General features: G+C 71.8%; 19 protein-coding genes. 3 read left to right on the top strand and 16 right to left on the bottom strand.

Annotated features, from left to right (window positions below):
- Positions 1 to 70: 70 nt before the first annotated feature.
- On the bottom strand, positions 71 to 3,181 hold the full coding sequence (ileS, locus tag AB0G01_RS13425; RefSeq protein WP_360943981.1) for an isoleucine--tRNA ligase: 3,111 nt from the start codon (positions 3,179 to 3,181) through the stop codon (positions 71 to 73).
- A gap of 364 nt (positions 3,182 to 3,545) precedes the next feature.
- Between ileS and AB0G01_RS13430 the strand changes: the two genes are divergently transcribed.
- A complete protein-coding gene (locus AB0G01_RS13430; protein WP_360943984.1) occupies positions 3,546 to 3,695 on the top strand; it encodes a hypothetical protein in 150 nt (49 codons plus the stop codon).
- Here the strand turns inward: AB0G01_RS13430 and AB0G01_RS13435 are convergent.
- The 12 genes from AB0G01_RS13435 to ftsW all read right to left on the bottom strand — a co-directional run bounded on the left by AB0G01_RS13435 (position 3,692) and on the right by ftsW (position 14,619).
- Positions 3,692 to 4,198, bottom strand: coding sequence for a hypothetical protein (locus AB0G01_RS13435; protein WP_360943987.1), 507 nt, complete (start codon positions 4,196 to 4,198; stop codon positions 3,692 to 3,694). The genes AB0G01_RS13430 and AB0G01_RS13435 overlap by 4 nt on opposite strands.
- A gap of 27 nt (positions 4,199 to 4,225) precedes the next feature.
- Positions 4,226 to 5,038 carry a DivIVA domain-containing protein gene (locus AB0G01_RS13440; RefSeq protein ID WP_360943990.1) on the bottom strand — a complete coding sequence of 271 codons (813 nt, stop codon included), beginning with the start codon at positions 5,036 to 5,038 and terminating at the stop codon, positions 4,226 to 4,228.
- A gap of 45 nt (positions 5,039 to 5,083) precedes the next feature.
- Complete coding sequence (locus tag AB0G01_RS13445; protein WP_360736905.1) at positions 5,084 to 5,368, bottom strand: YggT family protein; 285 nt, start codon at positions 5,366 to 5,368, stop codon at positions 5,084 to 5,086.
- Between the two features lie 20 nt (positions 5,369 to 5,388).
- Entirely contained in the window at positions 5,389 to 6,012 is a 624-nt protein-coding gene (locus tag AB0G01_RS13450; protein ID WP_360943993.1) for a cell division protein SepF, read from the bottom strand.
- A gap of 70 nt (positions 6,013 to 6,082) precedes the next feature.
- Positions 6,083 to 6,790, bottom strand: coding sequence for a YggS family pyridoxal phosphate-dependent enzyme (locus tag AB0G01_RS13455; RefSeq protein WP_360943996.1), 708 nt, complete (start codon positions 6,788 to 6,790; stop codon positions 6,083 to 6,085).
- Complete coding sequence (gene pgeF, locus AB0G01_RS13460; RefSeq protein ID WP_360943999.1) at positions 6,787 to 7,491, bottom strand: peptidoglycan editing factor PgeF; 705 nt, start codon at positions 7,489 to 7,491, stop codon at positions 6,787 to 6,789. The genes AB0G01_RS13455 and pgeF overlap by 4 nt, the downstream gene beginning before the upstream one ends.
- A gap of 128 nt (positions 7,492 to 7,619) precedes the next feature.
- Positions 7,620 to 9,005, bottom strand: coding sequence for a cell division protein FtsZ (gene ftsZ / locus AB0G01_RS13465; RefSeq protein ID WP_360945223.1), 1,386 nt, complete (start codon positions 9,003 to 9,005; stop codon positions 7,620 to 7,622).
- 209 nt (positions 9,006 to 9,214) lie between these two features.
- On the bottom strand, positions 9,215 to 9,739 hold the full coding sequence (locus AB0G01_RS13470; RefSeq protein WP_360944002.1) for a DinB family protein: 525 nt from the start codon (positions 9,737 to 9,739) through the stop codon (positions 9,215 to 9,217).
- 87 nt (positions 9,740 to 9,826) lie between these two features.
- Positions 9,827 to 10,558: an FtsQ-type POTRA domain-containing protein gene (locus AB0G01_RS13475; RefSeq protein WP_360944005.1), complete on the bottom strand. Its 732-nt coding sequence runs from the start codon at positions 10,556 to 10,558 to the stop codon at positions 9,827 to 9,829.
- Complete coding sequence (murC, locus tag AB0G01_RS13480) at positions 10,555 to 11,988, bottom strand: UDP-N-acetylmuramate--L-alanine ligase (RefSeq protein ID WP_360945226.1); 1,434 nt, start codon at positions 11,986 to 11,988, stop codon at positions 10,555 to 10,557. The genes AB0G01_RS13475 and murC overlap by 4 nt, the downstream gene beginning before the upstream one ends.
- Before the next feature lie 68 nt (positions 11,989 to 12,056).
- Positions 12,057 to 13,154 carry an undecaprenyldiphospho-muramoylpentapeptide beta-N-acetylglucosaminyltransferase gene (gene murG, locus AB0G01_RS13485; RefSeq protein WP_360944008.1) on the bottom strand — a complete coding sequence of 366 codons (1,098 nt, stop codon included), beginning with the start codon at positions 13,152 to 13,154 and terminating at the stop codon, positions 12,057 to 12,059.
- Positions 13,155 to 13,182: 28 nt separating this feature from the next.
- A complete protein-coding gene (gene ftsW / locus AB0G01_RS13490) occupies positions 13,183 to 14,619 on the bottom strand; it encodes a putative lipid II flippase FtsW (RefSeq protein ID WP_360944011.1) in 1,437 nt (478 codons plus the stop codon).
- A 146-nt stretch (positions 14,620 to 14,765) separates the two neighbouring features.
- Here ftsW and AB0G01_RS13495 point away from each other — a divergent pair, with 146 nt between their 5' ends.
- Entirely contained in the window at positions 14,766 to 15,635 is an 870-nt protein-coding gene (locus AB0G01_RS13495; RefSeq protein ID WP_360944014.1) for an aminoglycoside phosphotransferase family protein, read from the top strand.
- On the opposite strand, the gene AB0G01_RS13500 is transcribed toward AB0G01_RS13495, so the two are convergent.
- Together AB0G01_RS13500 and AB0G01_RS13505 are read right to left on the bottom strand one after the other, a co-directional pair.
- Complete coding sequence (locus AB0G01_RS13500) at positions 15,622 to 15,795, bottom strand: DUF397 domain-containing protein (protein WP_360944017.1); 174 nt, start codon at positions 15,793 to 15,795, stop codon at positions 15,622 to 15,624. The genes AB0G01_RS13495 and AB0G01_RS13500 overlap by 14 nt on opposite strands.
- A 10-nt stretch (positions 15,796 to 15,805) precedes the next feature.
- Positions 15,806 to 16,651 carry a helix-turn-helix transcriptional regulator gene (locus AB0G01_RS13505; RefSeq protein WP_360944020.1) on the bottom strand — a complete coding sequence of 282 codons (846 nt, stop codon included), beginning with the start codon at positions 16,649 to 16,651 and terminating at the stop codon, positions 15,806 to 15,808.
- A gap of 104 nt (positions 16,652 to 16,755) precedes the next feature.
- Between AB0G01_RS13505 and AB0G01_RS13510 the strand changes: the two genes are divergently transcribed.
- On the top strand, positions 16,756 to 17,124 hold the full coding sequence (locus AB0G01_RS13510) for a hypothetical protein (protein WP_360944022.1): 369 nt from the start codon (positions 16,756 to 16,758) through the stop codon (positions 17,122 to 17,124).
- Here AB0G01_RS13510 and murD read toward each other — a convergent pair.
- A complete protein-coding gene (murD, locus tag AB0G01_RS13515) occupies positions 17,109 to 18,473 on the bottom strand; it encodes a UDP-N-acetylmuramoyl-L-alanine--D-glutamate ligase (RefSeq protein ID WP_360944025.1) in 1,365 nt (454 codons plus the stop codon). The genes AB0G01_RS13510 and murD overlap by 16 nt on opposite strands.

The raw sequence follows: 18,473 nt of genomic DNA on the forward strand, positions 1-18,473 counted from the left end.
GGCCGGCACCGGGTGCCCGGACGCCGGGAGGGGCCCGGCCGGGTCAGGCCGAGCCCCTCCCGGACACCGGTCAGACCCGCGTGACCGCCACCGCCACCTCGACCCCGTCGCCGACCGAACCCGACGCGCCCCCGGCCACCTCGCCGTAGGTCACCGAGTCGGCCAGCACCTCGGCCGCGACGAACGCCTCGAACCGCCGGACCGCGTCCGCCACCTCACCGCCGGGCAGGTGCACGACCAGCGCGACCCGGTCCGACACGTCCAGGTCGGCGTCCTTGCGCGCCTGCTGCACCACGCGCACCAGGTCCCGCGCGATGCCCTCGGCCGCGAGCTCCGGTGTCACGGCGGTGTCCAGCACGACCAGCCCGCTGTTGGCCGGCAGCGCCGCCGTGGCCCCCTGGTCGGTGGCCACCAGACGCTGCTCGTACTCCTCCGGCAGCAGCTCGACGCCCGCCGCGACGACCTTGCCGTCGACCTCGGACCAGTCGCCCGCCTTCACCGCCTTGATCACCTTCTGCACCTCCGGCCCGAGGCGCGGCCCGGCCGCCCGCGCGTTCACCGCGAGCTGGAAGTGCCCGTGCGCGTCCACGTCGGAGGTCAGCTCGACCTCCTTCACGTTCACCTCGTCCCGCAGGATCTCGCGGAACGCCGTCAGCCGCTCGGCGTCGCGCGCCGCGATCACCAGCCTGGCCAGCGGCAGCCGCACGCGCAGCCGGTTGGCCTTGCGCAGCGACAGCGCCGTGGACGCCACCTGCCGCACCTGGTCCATCGCGGCCACCAGCCCGGGGTCGGCCGGCAGGTCCGCCGCGCACGGGTAGTCGGCCAGGTGCACCGAGCGCCCGCCGGTCAGCCCGCGCCACACCACCTCGGTGGTCAGCGGCAGCAGCGGCGCGGCCACCCGGCTCACCACCTCCAGCACGGTGTGCAGCGTGTCGACGGCGTCCTGGTCGCCCGCCCAGAACCGGTCGCGGGACCGGCGGACGTACCAGTTCGTCAGCACCTCCAGGAACTCCCGGATGGACGCGCACGCCCCCGAGATGTCGTAGCCGTCCAGCCGCGCCGTCACGTCCGCGACCAGGTCGTGCGTCTTGGCCAGCGCGTACCGGTCCAGCACGTGCGGCGAACCGGTCCGCCAGGTGCCCTCGACGCCCTCGGCGTTGGCGTACAGCGCGAGGAAGTACCACGAGTTCCACAGCGGCAGCACGGCCTGGCGCACGGCGTCCCGGATGCCCCGCTCGGTGACCACCAGGTCGCCGCCGCGCAGGATGGGCGAGGCCATCAGGAACCACCGCATGGCGTCCGAGCCGTCGCGGTCGAACACCTCGTTGACGTCCGGGTAGTTCTTGCGGGACTTGGACATCTTCTGGCCGTCGTCGCCCAGCACGATGCCGTGCGCCACGCAGTTCTCGAACGCCGGCCGGTCGAACAGCGCCGTGGCCAGCACGTGCATGGTGTAGAACCAGCCTCGGGTCTGGCCGTTGTACTCGACGATGAAGTCGCCCGGGTAGTGGTCGTCGAACCAGTCCGCGTTCTCGAACGGGTAGTGCACCTGGGCGAAGGACATCGAGCCCGACTCGAACCAGCAGTCGAGCACCTCGGGCACCCGGCGCATGGTCGACCGCCCGGTCGGGTCGTCCGGGTTGGGCCGGGTGAGCTGGTCGACGTGCGGCCGGTGCAGGTCGGTCGGGCGCGCGCCGAAGTCGCGCGCCAGCTCGTCCAGCGAGCCGTACACGTCCACTCGCGGGTATTCGGGGTCGTCGGACACCCACACCGGGATCGGCGAGCCCCAGAACCGGTTGCGGGAGATGTTCCAGTCCCGCGCGTTCTCCAGCCACTTGCCGAACTGGCCGTCTTTGATGTGCTCGGGCACCCAGTTGATCTGCTGGTTGAGCTCGACCATCCGGTCCTTGAACTTGCTCACCGCGACGAACCACGACGACACGGCCCGCTGGATCAGCGGGTTGTCGCAGCGCCAGCAGTGCGGGTACGGGTGGTCGTAGGTCTCGTGGCGCAGCAGCAGGCCCGCGTCCTTGAGGTCGCGGATGATCGGCTTGTTCGCGTCGAAGACGTGCTGCCCCTCGTACGGCGGGACCTCGGCGGTGAACCGGCCGTGCGGGTCGACCGGCACGACCACCTCGATGCCGGCGGCGTCCGTGACGAGCTTGTCCTCCTCACCGAAGGCGGGGGCGATGTGCACGATGCCCGTGCCGTCCTCGGTGGTGACGTAGTCCGCCGCGAGCACCTGGTGCGCGTTCTCCCGGCCGACGAAGAAGTCGAACGGCGGCGCGTAGCGGCGGCCGACCAGCTCGGCCCCGGTGTACCGGGCCACCACCGGCGGCTCCTCGCCCAGCTCGCGGGCGTAGGCGGGCACGCGCGCCTCGGCGAGCAGGTAGCGCTCGCCGTTCGCCTCGACCACCACGTAGTCGACGTCCGGGTGCACCGCGGCGGCCAGGTTCGACGGCAGCGTCCACGGCGTGGTCGTCCACACCAGGGCGAGCTCGCCGGACTCCAGCCGCAGGCCCACGGTGACCGCCGGGTCCTGCCGGTCGCGGTAGGTGTCGTCCATCTTGGTCTCGGTGTTGGACAGCGGCGTCTCGCAGCGCCAGCAGTACCAGAGCACCCGGAAGCCCTCGTAGACCAGGCCCTTGTCCCACAGGGACTTGAAGGCCCACATGACGCTTTCCATGTAGTCCAGGTCGAGGGTCTTGTAGTCGTTGTCGAAGTCGACCCAGCGCGCCTGGCGGGTGACGTAGTCGCGCCACTGGTCGGCGTACTGGAGCACCGAGGCGCGGCACGCCTCGTTGAACTTCTCGATCCCGAACGCCTCGATCTCGGACTTCGACGAGAACCCGAGCTGCTTCTCCGCCTCCACCTCGGCGGGCAGGCCGTGCGTGTCCCAGCCGAACCGGCGCTCGACGTGCTTGCCGCGCATGGTCTGGTAGCGCGGCACGACGTCCTTGACGTACCCGGTCAGCAGGTGCCCGTAGTGCGGGAGGCCGTTGGCGAACGGCGGGCCGTCGTAGAAGACGAACTCGTTGGCACCCCGGTCCCCCGCCGGCCGGGCGTCGATCGAGCCCTGGAACGTCCGGTCGGACTTCCAGAAGTCGAGAACGTCCTGTTCCAGGGCGGGAAAAGACGGCTGGGAGGGCACCGAGCCCTCGCCTGCCTTCGGGTAGGCCATCGTGCTGCTCCTCGCGTGCTGCGTCATCCGGCACGCGGGGACGACACGCCTTGGTTCCGGCGCACCGCGGTACCACCCCGCTTGCCGACGCGAACTCCGCGACGGCCTCTCGTCGACGGCTGTGACGGGCCGCACCCGTCCGGTTCTACTGAGGCTCGCGCCCGTTCTTCCGGAAGCTCCCCGGTGATGGCCGGATCAACGCCGTGTCCCTCCAGCGTAGCCGGGAGCGCAACCCGGTTCGGACGCACGTCCCCGGACCCGCCACCAGGCCGGTGCTCGCGTTGGCTCTGGCGCTACCAAGGGTGCGCACCGGTCGCATCGGCCCAAGGGCGCTGGCTCCCGCCCGACCAGGAGCTCGTGATCGGTGAGAACTCGCGCCACCTGTCGCGAGCGCGGCCACACCGCGATCGAGCCGGCGGCGGCCGGTGAGGTGCCGATCGACGTGACGGTCGACCAGCGCTGCGGTTCGCCGGACGGGCCGGCGCTGCGGGCGCGGGTGCACCTGCGGGGCTAGGAGGCGCGTTTCTTCGCGGCGACGGTGGAGTCCGGCTCGCACACCGCGCACGGGGTGAAGCCCAACTGCCGCGCTTCGGAGATCGGCAGACCCAGCGACGCCCGCCCGGCCAGCCACGCGCACGCGGCCAGGTGGTAGCGGGGTCGTTCGTCCAGGACCCGGATCTCGTCCGCCAGGTCCACGACGGTCAGCAGGTCGGCGGCGTCCGTGTCCTCCTCGTCCGGCTCGATCACTTGATCGGGTGAACCGGAGGTGTGGTCACCGCCCTGCCCGCGGACAGGATGATCATCAGCGCTAGCCTGGTGATCATCCTGTTCCGCGGTGGTGCCGGCGGCCGGGGCGGTTCCCGACCCGCGACGCAGCGTCCAGTCCCAGATCAGGACCAGGGCCGCTGCCGCGCTCGTGCCCACGGACGACCACGCCCAGTACGTCTGGTCCGTGGCCAGCGCGGGCACGAGCAGCCCCAGGGCCGCCAGCACCAACAGCAGAACGACGTGGAGCACGCGCGCGGACTAGATCAAGACGACCGGTCAGCCCGCCTCGGCGCGCGCGCCGAACGAGTAGCCCTGCTGACGACCGTCGGACGGTGCGGCCGGGCCGCGGTCCTGGAGGTCGCGCAGCGAGGATTCCAGCATGGTCTTGAGCCGGGTCCGGTACTCGCGCTCGAACGTCTGGAGCTTGTCGATCTGCTTCTCCAGGGTGTTCTTCTCCTGGGTGATGTTGCCCATCACCTCGGCGTGCTTGCGCTGAGCGTCGCGGTCGAGCGCACTGGCCTTCTCACGGGCCTGCCGCTCCAGCGTCTCGGCGCGGGTTCGCGCGTCGTTCAGCATGGTCTCGGCACGCGTGCGCGCCTCGTTGACCATCGTGTCGGACTTGGCTCGGGCTTCGGAGAGGAGCTGCTCGGACTTCGTCCGGGCCTCCGAGAGCATCCCGTCGGCCTCGGCCTTGGCCTCGCCGGTGAGCCGGTCCGCCATCTCCTGGGCCAGACCGAGCACCTTGGCGGCCTGCACGTGGTGGTCACCACCACCGCCGGGTGAAGTCTGCTCCAGGGCCGAGGGAGGTGGCACCGGCGCGAGCCTGCGGGGCTCGTCGACGACCCGGCTGGGGCCGACGCCCGCGGCGACCTTGGTACGGGCGTCTTCGAGGTCGGCACGCGCGGTCTCGACCTGCTGGTCGAGCTGCTCGACCTGCTGGCGCAGGTCGTTGTTCTCCTCGATCAGGCGAGCGAGCTCGCCCTCAACCAGGTCGAGGAACGCGTCCACCTCGTCCTCGTTGTAGCCCCGCTTGCCAATCGGCGGCTTGCTGAACGCGACGTTGTGCACGTCCGCGGGGGTCAACGGCATCAGATCACCTCACGCACTCCTGGGCTGTGGACATCCCTGGTCCCCTCACCTGGGATCGGCTACTCGCATCAGAATGATAACGACCAGCAACAGCACAATAATGGACAAGTCCAGTCCGATGCCCCCGATCCGCACGGTGGGGATCAACCTGCGGAGCAGACGGACGGGGGGATCGGTCACCGTGTAGACAGTCTCCAGGGCCACCGCGACGCCGCCCGCCGGGCGCCACTCCCTGGCAAAAGACCTGACCAGCTCCACCACGACACGTGCCGTGAGCAGCAGCCAGAACGCGAACAGCACGTAGTAGAGGACCAGCGCGAGTGCGAACACACCCCCAACTGTGCCATCACTCACCCGTGGTTGAGGAACCCGCCCTCAGCGAGTCGCCGGCGATCTTCCGCCGTGACGTCGATGTTCGGGGGTGAGAGGAGGAACACCTTGTTGGTGACCTTGTCGATCGAGCCGCGCAGCGCGAAGGCCAGACCGGCCGCGAAGTCCACCAGGCGCTTGGCGTCCGCGTCGTCCATGTCGGTGAGGTTCATGATCACCGGGGTGCCGTCGCGGTAGTGCTCGCCGATGGTCCGCGCCTCGTTGTAGCTGCGCGGGTTGAGCGTGGTGATGCGGCCGAGCTGGTTGCGGGCGGGCTCGGGGGCCGGGCGGGGCCGGGCGACCGGCTCGCGGGTCGGCTCCACGGCCAGCGCTCCGTGGGTGGGCTCGGCGTTCCACGACCTCCGGGACGTGCGGGGGCGGGCGTCGGGCTCGAACTCCTCGGCCTCGTCCAGCTCGGTGCGGTAGCGGGCAGCCGCCGGGCGGCGGCCGTTGCGCTGTTCGGGGTAGGAGTCGTAGTCCTCGGACTCGGCGTACTCCGACCGGTAGTCGTAGCGCCCCGGACGGTCGGTGTCGTACTCGGGGTCGTCGGCGTACTCGGCGGGAACCATCCCGAAATAGGCCTTCAGCTTGTGCAACCCGCTCATGGTCGAGCCCTCTCTCCGCCGATCTCCCTACCCGCAAGGACGTCGCGGTCGTCCCAGAAGTTCCAGACAGTTACGGCGAGGCTAGCCTCCGGCTGCCCAGCAACGCTGTTCCGACACGCACGCACGTCGATCCGCACGCGATCGCATCTTCCAGGTCACCGGACATCCCCGCCGAGATCACGTGGGCAACGGGATGATCGTCACGCAAGCGGGTTACCGCACCTTGTAGAGCGTCAAACGCCTGCGCTGGAGACATTTCGAGGGGTGCGACAGTCATCACACCTCGCAGCGAAAGTTCACTCTTTTGGGCGACATGGTCGGCCAGTTGCGGGAGCTCGGGCAGCGGGCAGCCACCCCGGGCCGGGTCTCCGTCGATGCTGACCTGGATCAACACGTCCAGCGGGCCGCCGCGCGCGCCCGCCGCCTTGGCCAGCGCGTCGGCCAGCCGCCCGGAGTCGACCGTGTCGACCTGGTCCGCCCACTCGACGACGGACCTGGCCTTGTTCCGCTGGAGGCGGCCGACCATGTGCCAGCGGACCGCCGCGCCGGGCCGCAGCTCGGCGAGCTCGGCGGTCTTCGCGCCGGCCTCCTGGTCCCGGTTCTCCGCGAACGCGGTCAGCCCCAGGTCGGCCAGCAGCGCCACGTCCGAGGCCGGGAAGGTCTTGGTCACCGCGAGCAGGGCCACCCCGGCGGGGTCCCGCCCCGCCGCCGCGCACGCCCGGTCGATCCGCGCCCGCACGTCCGCCAGGTTCGCGGCCAGCTCGTCCCGCCGGTTCACGCGTCGATCCAGATCGCCCCGGCGAGCCGGCCCGTGCCGGGATCGCGGCGGTGGCTGAACAGGTCCTTCTCCTCGACCGTGCAGCGCGGGTCGACCCCGATCCGGCCGACGCCGGCGTCGGCGAGCTGCTGCCAGATCCCGGCCCGCAGGTCGAGCGCGGGCCGGCCGGCCCGGCTCTTCGCCGCGCTGCCCGGCAGGTGCTTCTCCACGTCGTCGCGCATGGCGGCGGGCACCTCGTAGCACTGCCCGCAGACCGCCGGCCCCAGCAGCACCTCCACCCGCGCGGGTTCCGCGCCCAGCGACCGCATGGCCTCCAGCGCCGCCGGCACCACGCCGACCCGCGCGCCGACCCGCCCCGCGTGCACAGCGGCGATGACGCCCGCCTCGGGGTCGCCGAGCAGCACCGGCACGCAGTCGGCGGTCAGCACGACCAGGGCGAGGTTCCCGGTCGCGGTGACGACCGCGTCGGTGGCCTCCAGCGGCTCGGCCTGCGGGCCGTCCACGACCTGCACCGTGCGGCCGTGCACCTGCTCCAGCCAGACCAGCCGGTCCGGGGCGAGACCGAGCCCCTCGGCGAGCCGGCGGCGGTTCGCGGTGACCGCCGCCGGGTCGTCCCCGACGTGGTCGCCGAGGTTGAAGGACTCGTACGGGGCTCGGGAAACCCCGCCCTGGCGGGTGGTCACGACACGACGGATGCGCACGGGCACAGCCTGCCATGCGCACAGGGGGGACCCGCCGACAACTCGGCGGGTCCCCCCTGTGACGTGCGATGGATCAGTATCCGGTCGTCAGTGCCCGGTCGTCAGGCCCGATCACCGGCACCCGGTGGTCAGCGCCGCATGAACGGCGGCACGTCCACCTCGTCGTCCGGGTCGTCGGTCACCGGCACCGCCCGGCTGGGCAGCGTGCCGCTCTGCGCGAGCGGCCGGTGGGAGGTGGGCGGCTGCGGCGGCTGGTAGGTCTGCTGCGAGGACGTGCCGTTGGCCTGGTTCGGCTGCTGCGGCACGCTGGGCCGCTGCTCGACCGGCTGCTGCTGGTGCTGCTGGTGCTGCTGCTGGACCGCTTGCTGCTGGTGCTGGACCGGCTGGTGCTGGACCGGCTGCTCCACCTGCCCGCTGAACTGCGTGGGCTGGTGCACCTGCTGGACCGCCTGGACGGGCTGGACCGGTTGCTGCGGGCGCTGCACCAGGCCGGCGTCACCGGGTGCCACCGCCCCGGCGCGCTGCACCCCGGCCAGCGCCTGGGGCTCCAGCTTCTTGTGCGTGGGTCCGCCGCTGTCGAAGCCGGCCGCGATCACCGTCACCCGGACCTCGTCGCCGAGCGAGTCGTCGATCACCGTGCCGAAGATGATGTTGGCGTCCGGGTGCGCGGCCTCCTGGACCAGCGACGCGGACTCGTTGATCTCGAACAGCCCCAGGTCGGAGCCGCCCGCGATGGAGAGCAGCACGCCGTGCGCGCCCTCCATGGAGGCCTCCAGCAGTGGCGAGTTGATCGCCTTCTGGGCGGCCTGGACCGCTCTGCCCTCGCCGCGCGCCGAGCCGATGCCCATCAGCGCCGAGCCCGCCCCGGACATGACCGACTTCACGTCGGCGAAGTCCAGGTTGATCAGACCGGGGGTGGTGATGAGATCGGTTATGCCCTGGACACCGGACAGCAGCACCTCGTCCGCGGAGCGGAACGCGTCCATCAGGCTGACGCCGATGTCGCCGAGCTGAAGCAGCCGGTCGTTCGGGATGACGATGAGCGTGTCGCACTCGTTGCGCAGGGCCTGGATGCCCTCTTCGGCCTGCTTGGCCCGGCGCTTGCCCTCGAACGAGAACGGCCGGGTCACGACGCCGATGGTGAGCGCGCCGAGCTTGCGGGCGATGGAGGCCACCACCGGCGCGCCGCCGGTGCCCGTGCCGCCACCCTCGCCGGCGGTCACGAAGACCATGTCCGCGCCCTTGAGGACTTCCTCGATCTCTTCGCGGTGGTCCTCGGCGGCCTTGTGGCCCACCTCGGGGTTCGCGCCCGCGCCGAGGCCGCGGGTCAGTTCACGACCGATGTCGAGCTTGACGTCGGCGTCGGACATCAACAGCGCCTGCGCGTCGGTGTTCACCGCGATGAACTCGACGCCCTTGAGCCCGACCTCGATCATCCGGTTCACGGCGTTGACACCGCCGCCGCCGATGCCGACGACCTTTATCACCGCGAGGTAGTTGTGCGGGGGCGTCATCGGATCCGCCTTCCTGATCGTGTCCGTGCTCATGTGCTGGAGTGGATGACCACCGGTGTCACACCCGGACGGAACTCCACCCGGATTGAAACCCTCGACCAGGGGTCAAGAGTTATGTCAACCCCGTATGTTCTTGGAAGACGTTATGCACCGGGAATGCGTCGGTCCAGCAGCCACGCCGTGTTGTGTCCTGACCGGGTGAGCGAGCTCTACTCGCCGGTCACCCCGTCGAGCAGTTCGCGCACCACGTCCAGGTGCCCCGCGTGCCGACCCGTTTCCTCGATCAGGTGGATCAGCACCCAGCGCGCCGAAAGCCGCTTGTCCCCCCGGAACGCGACCTCGTGGTCGAGGTCGAGCCCCGCGAGCACCTCCCGGCTCACCGCGCACTGCGCAGCGTAGTCGCCCACCAGACCGGCGATCGTCTCGCCCGGCTCGACCCGCCAGTCCGCGTCGGGGTCCTCCCGGCTGTAGGGGGCTTCGTCGGGCTCTCCGAGCAGCGCCACCCGGAACCAGTGGTTCTCCACCCAGCGCAGGTGTTTGACCACGCCGGCGGCCGTGGTCAGGGCTGATGGGAGCACCGCGCGGGCGGCGTCCTCATCGGACAGTCCGGCCACCTTGAGCTCGACCGTGCCGCGCAGGTAGTCCAGGAAACCGCCGAGCAACGCGCGCTCGTCGCCGGTGAACGGCAGGTCGACGCGGTCCGCCGGCTCGATCACGATCTTCGTCACAGTCATGGCGCGCAGTATCACCGCCGGACCCGGCGGACCGAACCCGATTTTCCGCCCCGGGCGGCCGGGCCGGCGCACCCGGGGTGGCGAGCATCACCCCTCGGAGACGGTCGGCAGCTCCGGGCTGGACACGTCGAACACGGTCCCGTCCCGGGTCATCAGCACCTGCACGACGGCCGCTTTGCGGGGCGTGTCGGCGGGCGAGCCCCACCGGATCTCCCGGCCGGCGGTCAGGGCCAGCTTCACGTCCGCCCCGGTCGTCGCGGTGACCAGTTGCACCTCCCGCAGCAGCTCGGCGGGCAGCCCGGTCAGCACGGCGACGGCGGCCGGCAGACCCGCGGCACCCGCCTCGACCTCGGGCAGGCCGATCGGCGGCTGCGCCAGCGTGGCGTAGTCCTTGCCGGTGGCGTCGACCAGGTGCGCGCCGTCGGGCAGCTTCAGGACCGCGACCGGCGTGCGCTCGTCGACGGTCAGCCGCACGGTGCCGGGCAGCTCCCGTTCGACCCGCACGCCCGCGACCCGGGACAGCCCGCGCACCCGCTCGACCACCGCGTCGACCTCCAGGCGCGCCAACGGCGTGCCCTCCTCGATCGCGGCGGCCTCGCGGACCTGGTCGGCGGTCAGCTCGGTGGTGCCCAGCACCTCCACCTGCCGCACGCCCAGCACCGGCGTGAACCACACCGCGACCACCACGGCGGTCACCGCCACCAGGATCAGGACCGCCACCACCCGGCGGCGGACCACGACGCTGCGGGCAGGTCCACGCCGGGACGGCCGCCGCCGCTGCGCGGTGGCGGGGCGGCGGCGGGCCGTCTGGGTGCTCATGGCCGGTGCAGCTCCCCGACGATCTCCGGACCGAGCATCGTCACGTCGCCGGCACCCATGGTCACCACCACGTCACCCTCGCCGACCAGCCCGGCGACCAGCGCCGGCACCCGGTCGAACGACGGCTCGTAGTGCACCCGCGCCGGGTCCAGCGGCACCTTGCCGGCGACCAGCGCGCCGGTGACGCCCGGCTCGGGGTCCTCCCGCGCGCCGTACACGTCCAGCACCACGACCTGGTCCGCGAGCGCGAGGGCGGTGCCGAACTCGTCGGCGAACAGCCTGGTCCGCGAGTACAGGTGGGGCTGGAACACGACGAGGAGCTTGCCCTCCCCGGCGACCGGCCGCGCGGCGGTGAGCTGCGCGGCGACCTCGGTCGGGTGGTGGGCGTAGTCGTCGTAGACCCGCACGCCGCCGGAGCGGCCCTTGAACTCGAACCGCCGGCGCACCCCGCCGAACGCGGCCAGGCCCTCCAGCACGCACTCCAGACCGGCACCCAGCTCCAGCGCGGCGACCAGGGCGGCGATCGCGTTGTCGGCCATGTGCTCGCCGGGCACCGACACCCGCACGTCCAGGGTCTGCCCGTCGACCTCGACCACGGCCAGGCCGCCGCCGTCCTCGGCCCGGTAGTCGACCAGCTTCGCCGCGCCGGGACCGGTGGCGGTGCGGCCGTAGGGCCGGACCCGCAGGCCCCGCGCCGCCGCGCGCCCGGCCAGCGCCGCCGCGCCCGGGTCGTCCACGCAGACGACCAGCACGCCGTCGGGGTCGATCCGCTCCAGGAACGAGTCGAACACGGCCACGTACGCCTCGACGGTGCCGTGGTGGTCGAGGTGGTCGGCCTCGACGTTGGTCACCACCGCCACGGACGGCGCGAAGTACAGGAACGACCCGTCGCTCTCGTCGGCCTCGGCCACGAACACGCCGCCCGCGCCCTGGTGGGCGTTCGCGCCGGACTCGTTGAGGTCGCCGCCGATCGCGAAGGAGGGGTCCATCCGGCAGTGCTGGAGGACCACGGTCAGCATCGAGGTGGTGGAGGTCTTGCCGTGCGTGCCGGCGACGCAGGCCACCCGGTGGTCGAGCATCAGCGCGGCCAGCGCCTCGGCCCGCCGCAGCACGACGACGTCGCGCTCGCGGGCCGCGACCAGCTCCGGGTTGTCCTCGCGGATCGCGGTGGACACCACGACCGCCGTGGGCCCGCCGATGAGCTGGTCGAGGTGGGAGCCGTGGTGGCCGACCGCGATGGCCGCGCCCTGCGCGCGCAGGGCCAGCACGGTGCGCGAGTCCTTGGCGTCCGAGCCGGACACCTGCGCGCCGCGCGCCAGCAGGATTCGGGCGATGCCGCTCATGCCCGCGCCGCCGATGCCGACCAGGTGCACCCGGTCGAGCACGCCGGCCTCGTCGTCGGGCACGGGGTTCGGCGGTGCCGGGTTCAGCGGCTCCGGGATCTCGTCCGCGTCCTCGCGGTGCGGACCGGCCGGGGCCGGCTGCGGCGGTGAGGTCGTCACTTCCCGATCACCTCCAGCACGATCCGGGCCAGCACCTCGTCGGCCTCGCGGCGGCCGGTGCCCAGGGTGGCGGCGGACATCGCGGCGAGCCGCGCCCGGTCGGCCACCAGCGGCACCACGTTCTCGGCGATCCACTGCGGGGTGAGCTGCTCGTCGGGCACCAGGATGCCGCCGCCCGCCCGCACCACGGGGCCGGCGTTGAGGGACTGCTCGCCGTTGCCGATCGGCAGCGGCACGAACACCGCCGGCAGCCCCACGGCGGACACCTCGGCCACGGTCATCGCGCCGGACCGGCAGAGCACGGCGTCGGCGGCGGCGTAGGCGAGGTCCATCCGCTCCAGGTACGGCACCGGCACGTAAGGCGGCCGGACCGCCTGCACCGCGACCGAGTTCTTCGGGCCGTGGGCGTGCAGCACGCCGATACCGGCCTGCGCGAACGCCGCCGCCGCACCGGACACGGCGTTGTTGATCGAGCGCGCGCCCTGCGAGCCGCCGAACACCAGCAGCGTGGGCGCGTTCGGGTCGAGCCCGAAGTGGGCGCGGGCCTGGGCGCGCAGCGCGGCGCGGTCCAGCGAGGTGATGGAGTGCCGCAGCGGGATGCCGATGATCTCGGCGTTGTTCAGCCCCGAGTCGGGCACGGCGGCGGCGATCCGCTCGGCGAACTTCGCGCCGACCTTGTTCGCCAGGCCGGCCTTGGCGTTGGCCTCGTGCACCACGATCGGCAGCCGGCCGCGCGCGGCGAGGTAGGCGGGCAGCGCCACGTAGCCGCCGAACCCGACCACGACGTCCGCGCCGACCCGCTCGAAGACCTCGCGGGTGCGCTTGACCGACTCGCGCACCCGCAGCGGGAGCTTGAGCAGGTCGGGCGACGGCTTGCGGGGCATCGGCACCGGCGGGATCAGCTCCAGCGGGTAGCCGCGAGCGGGCACGAGCTTGCTCTCCAACCCGCGTTCGGTGCCGAGCGCGACCACGCGCGCGTCGGGCCGCAGCCGCATGACGGCGTCGGCCAGGGCCAGGGCGGGCTCGATGTGCCCGGCGGTGCCGCCTCCGGCGACCACCACGCACGGTCCGACCTGCTGGGGAACCCCGGTCACGCACTTCCTCCTTGATTGGGTGGAACCACTATCGCCCGTCGCGACGCCGGGACCGATCCTGGGTCGCTCTGCGGGAGTCGCGCCGACGGTACTCCGAAGGCGGCGCTTGCCGGCCGGCCATCCTCCGCTCGTCCACCGGCGGTGGCGCGGCCTTGCGACCGCGCGGCGGGGTGGACGGTCGCACGGGCTTGCGCTTGGGCGGCGGCTTGTACGCCTCGGGCGCGGGCAGCCGGAGGATTCCGCCGACCCGGCCGGGCCCGATCGAGCGCAGCGCGGACACGGCCGCCGGCTCGTGCCGGGCGCAGTTGGCGAGGATGCCGAACACCACCATCGTGGTGACGATCGACGTGCCGCCGGAGGAGATCATCGGCAGCGTGATGCCGGTGACCGGCAGGAGCTGCACGACGTACCCGATGTTGATCGCGGCCTGCGCGACCAGCCACACGGTCAGCGTCGCGGACACCATCCTGATCCACGGGTCGGTGTTGCGCGCGGCGATCCGCAGTCCGACCACCGCCAGCAGCCCGAACAGCCCGAGCACCAGCAGGCACCCGATGAAGCCGAGCTCCTCGCCGATGACCGCGAAGATGAAGTCGCTGTGCACGTTGGGCAGGTAGCGCCACTTCGAGCTGCCGTTGGTCAGGCCCTTGCCGAAGAACCCGCCCTCGGCCAGCGCGAACAGCGCCTGCCGCGCCTGGAGCCCCGCGCCCAGCGGGTCCTTGTCCGGGTCGAGGTAGGTGAGCACGCGCTGAAGCCGGTAGGTCGCGCCGATCGCCAGCACGACCGCGCCGGACACCGCGCCGATCGCGATCACGCCGAACAGCCGCATCGGCGCGCCGACGAACCAGAGCAGGCTGACCAGCACGACGCCGAGCGTGATCGTGCCGCCGAGGTCGGGCTGGAGCATGACGAGCGCGAACACGACCAGGGCCACCGGCACCACCGGGACCAGCAGGTGGCGGTACTGGTTGAGCAGGGCGCGCTTGGTGACCAGGACGTGCGCGCCCCACAGCGCCAGGGCCAGCTTCGCGGCCTCGATCGGCTGGAACGACACCGGCCCGACGGTGAACCACGACTGCGCGCCGCCCGCGACGGTCCCCAGTGGAGTCAGCACCAGGCCGAGCATGATCACGCAGACCAGCATCGCCATGGTGCTGCCGTACCGGATCGTGCGCAGCGGGATGCGCAGCACGATCAGGAACAGCACCGCGCCCACGACGACGTAGAGCAACTGCTTCTGGAACACGCTGTAGGCGGACGCGCCCACGGCGACCTCGCCGGGCGCGGACGCGGACAGGACCATGATCAAGCCGATGGCGGTCAGCAGGCCGAACACCGCGAGCAGCAGGTGGAAGTCGGCCAGTGGTCGGCTGAGCCACGCGGTGAGCGTGCTGCGCACCGCGACCGCCTTTTTCGCGCGGGCGGGCTTGGGGGGCCGTTCCGCGACTCTGTCCACCGCTGTCATGCGTGCATCGTCTCCCGCTTCGTGCGGGGAAAGGTGAAAATCCGCCGCGTGTCGCCCAGACGCGGCGAACAGACCCCGCCCCGCCGTGACCAGTGGACGCGCGAATCCGGTTGACGGTTGCTTCGGGATCGCGATCCGATCTTGCCGTGCACCCCGACGAACGGCCGATTCCCGAAACCCTGGTCCGCGCCCTGCTGGTCGATTCCTTCCCGGCCTGGGCCGCGCTCGGACTGACCCGCGTCGCCTCGGCGGGCACGGACAACGCCCTGTACCGGCTGGGCGAGGACATGGTGGTGCGACTGCCGAGGATCGGCTGGGCCGTCGACGGCATCCGCCACGAGCACGAGTGGATTCCGAAACTGGCCCCGCACCTCCCGATCGCGACGCCCGAACCCCTGGGACTGGGCCGGCCCACCGCCGGCTTTCCGTGGCCGTGGGCCGTGTACCGCTGGTTGGCGGGCGCGAACCCGACCACGATCGAGGACCCGCGCGGGTTCGGCGAGGACGTCGCGGCACTGGTCGCGGCACTGCGCGGAATCCGACTCGCGAACGCGCCCGAGACCGGTCGCGGCAGACCTCTGGCGACGCGGGACGCGATGACCCGCGAGGCCATCGCCGGATTGGGCGACCGGGTGGACGCGAAAGCCGTGGTGGAGGTGTGGGAATCGGCTCTGGCGCTGCCGCGATGGAATGGCGGGCCGGTGTGGGTGCACGCGGACCTGTCGCCGGGGAACGTCCTGGTGCGGAACGGGAAGCTGAGCGCGGCCATCGACTTCTCGGCGGTGGGCGTCGGCGACCCGGCGGCGGACCTGCCGGTGGCGTGGAACCTGCTGCCCCCGACGGCTCGCGCCGCGTTCCGCGAAGCGCTGGGCGACGACGACGCGACCTGGCAGCGGGGACGGGCGTTGGCGCTGTCGATCGCGTTGGTCCAGTTGCAGTACTACTGGGACAGCAACCCGACGTTGGCCGCCAACTCCCGGCACGTCGTGGAAGAGGTCCTGGCTAGCCGCGCTTGAGCGAGGAGAAGAACGCCGAGGCGGCGTGCGCGCTGAACCCGAGCACGGGCCCACCGGCGTTCTTGCTGTCCCGCACCCGAACCACCTCAACAGAACGCGCAAGCTCCACACAAGCGCCGCCACCGTTGCTACGGCTGCTCGTCCGCCACTCAGACCACATGTAGCGCTCCTCAGCTATCGGCCATCACCCGCTTGACCAACGCAATGGACTCCTTGGGGTCCAAAGCCGCCGCACGCAGGTGATCCATCGCCAGGCTATACCACTCGTTCTCGGTGTCATCATCCAAGTAGAGCCCTCCGGACAGGTTCTCGATGTAGACCACACTGGGGAAGTCCTCGAACTTCAGCAGGTGGAACGCAGTACCCATCGCGATGTGCGGCCCTTTGGCGAAGGGCAACACTTGCAGAGTCACATTGGGCCAACCCGCCAACGCCAGCAGGTGCAGGAGTTGCGCCTCATGCTGTTCCGCGCTGCCCACCACCCGACGCAGGGCCGCCTCGTCGATGATCGCCCAAGCCGACAGCGAGCCGTCCTCAAGCCGCTTCTGCCGCTTCTGGCGCAACTCGACGCGTTTCTCGACAACGTCTCCCGTCGCCATCGGGTCGAAGGCCCGCATTACCTGCCGGGCGTAGTCGGGTGTCTGGAACAAGCCCGGCACCAAGTCGATGTCGAAGGTGTCGACCGCGACGGCTTCCGACTCCAGGACCACGTACTCCGAGAACCAGTCGAACAGGACGTCGCCGTAGACGTGCCACCAGCCGCGCTTCTTCGCGACCTTCGCCAACTTCAGCAGCCAGTTCCGCTGCTCGGGTTCGGCCCGGTACAGTTCCGCCAGGGCCTTGGTATCCACAATGGACACCCCGGTCACGGCGGACTCGATGCGACTGATCTTGGACTTGGAATAGCCCAGCTCCGCGATCACGTCGTCGAATCCGAGCCCGGCGTCTTCCCGCAACTGGGTCAGCGCGCTGGCGAGTACGCGTCGCCGGACCCCGGGTCCTTGGTTCTGCGGCATGACTACGACATTAGCGACAAAACGCCCCACCGAACGGGTGAACATTCGCAACACGGCCTTCTGCTGTGTTGCATCGTACTGTCCACAGGACCACAGTCGTGCCCATGCCACCGATCAATTCCGCGCTCGCGCACGCCCACCACCTGCTCCAGCAGGACATGCTGGGCTACCTGGACACCGTCGAGCTGTTGACCAGCGAGAACGACACCGACGACGACACCGTCCTGACCATCGCCCGCACCGAGGTCCCGCGCCTGATCGCCGCCCTGCGCGGCACCGTGGCCGCCCACCGGGCCGACCACCACGGCCTGTGCCTGGGCTGCCCGACCACGTGGATCGAGGGCCGCCTCGGGCGCGAGCCCTGGCCGTGCCCGACGATCGAACGCGCCCAGAAATTCCTCAAGAACCCGGACAGCATCTACGACGCCGTACCGCACGAGAGGGAGCGCGCGCAGCCTTACGCGCGCGTCTGACCGGTGAGCTCCAGAACCGCTTCCGCGAACGCCTTGCCCCGGTGCGCGTAGTCGCTGAACATGTCCATCGACGCCGCCGCCGGGGCCAGCAGCACCGCGTCCCCGGCACGGGCCATGGACCGCGCCGCGCGCACCGCGTCCGGCATGGTCGCGTCGTCCAGCACCACCACGGGCACCGCCGGCGCGTGCCGGGCCAGCGCCGCCGCGACGACCTCCCGGTCCGCGCCGATCACCACCGCGCCCCGCAGCCGGTGGGCCTCGGCGCGCACCAGCTCGTCCACCGACGCGCCCTTCAACAACCCGCCCGCGATCCACACCACGTTGTCGTACGACCGCAACGACGCTTCGGCGGCGTGCGGGTTCGTGGCCTTCGAGTCGTTCACGTACCGCACGCCGTCGACCTCGGTCACGAACTCGGCCCGGTGCGCGCCGGGCCGGAAGTCCCGCAACCCCTGCCGCACGGCTTCCGCCGACACGCCGTGGGCCCGTGCCAACGCCGCCGCCGCCAGCGCGTCCGAGATCCCGGGCGGTCCGCCCGGCCGCACGTCCGCGACGTCGGCCAGCACGGTGTCCGGCCCGAAGGCCCGGTCCACCAACCGCCCGTCCAGCACGCCGAGCTGACCCTCCTCGGGCGCGCCCAGCGTGAAGCCGACGTGCACGGGAGCGGCCGAGCCGGTCAACAACCCGGCGACGTACGGGTCGTCCACGCCGGCCACGGCGATCTCGCCGGTCAGCACGCCGGCCTTGGCCGCCGCGTACTCCTCGACCGAGCCGTGCCAGTCCAGGTGGTCCTCGGCGAGGTTCAGCAGCACCCCTGCCGCCGGCCGCACCGAGGGCGACCAGTGGAGCTGGAAGCTGGACAGCTCGACGGCCAGCGCCCGGTGCCCGGCCAGCAGGGCGTCCACCACCGGCAGGCCGACGTTCCCGCACGCCACCGCGTCGATCCCGGCGGCCCGCAGGATCGACTCCAGCATCCCGACCGTGGTCGTCTTGCCGTTGGTCCCGGTCACCGCCAGCCACGCCGGCGGGTCGGCCAGCTCCGCACCCATCCGCCAGGCCAGCTCGACCTCGCCGATCACCTCGACGCCCGCCGCACCGGCGGCCAGCAGCAACGGGCTGTCCGGCCGCCAGCCGGGGCTGGTGACCACCAGCTCCACCTCGGGCGGCGGCGCGACCAGGCCCGGCACCAGCGCCACCCCCGGCAGCAGCGGTTCCAGTGCCTCCAGCCGGTCGGCGCTGCCGTCGGTGACCAGCACCGACGCGCCCGCCGCCAGCAGCGCCTCGGCGGCCGACCGGCCGGTCACCCCGGCACCGGCGACCAGGACGGTGCGACCGGCCAGGAATCCCAC

The organism is Actinosynnema sp. NPDC023587, from assembly GCF_040640215.1.
In the GTDB taxonomy this organism is placed as follows: Bacteria; Actinomycetota; Actinomycetes; order Mycobacteriales; family Pseudonocardiaceae; genus Actinosynnema.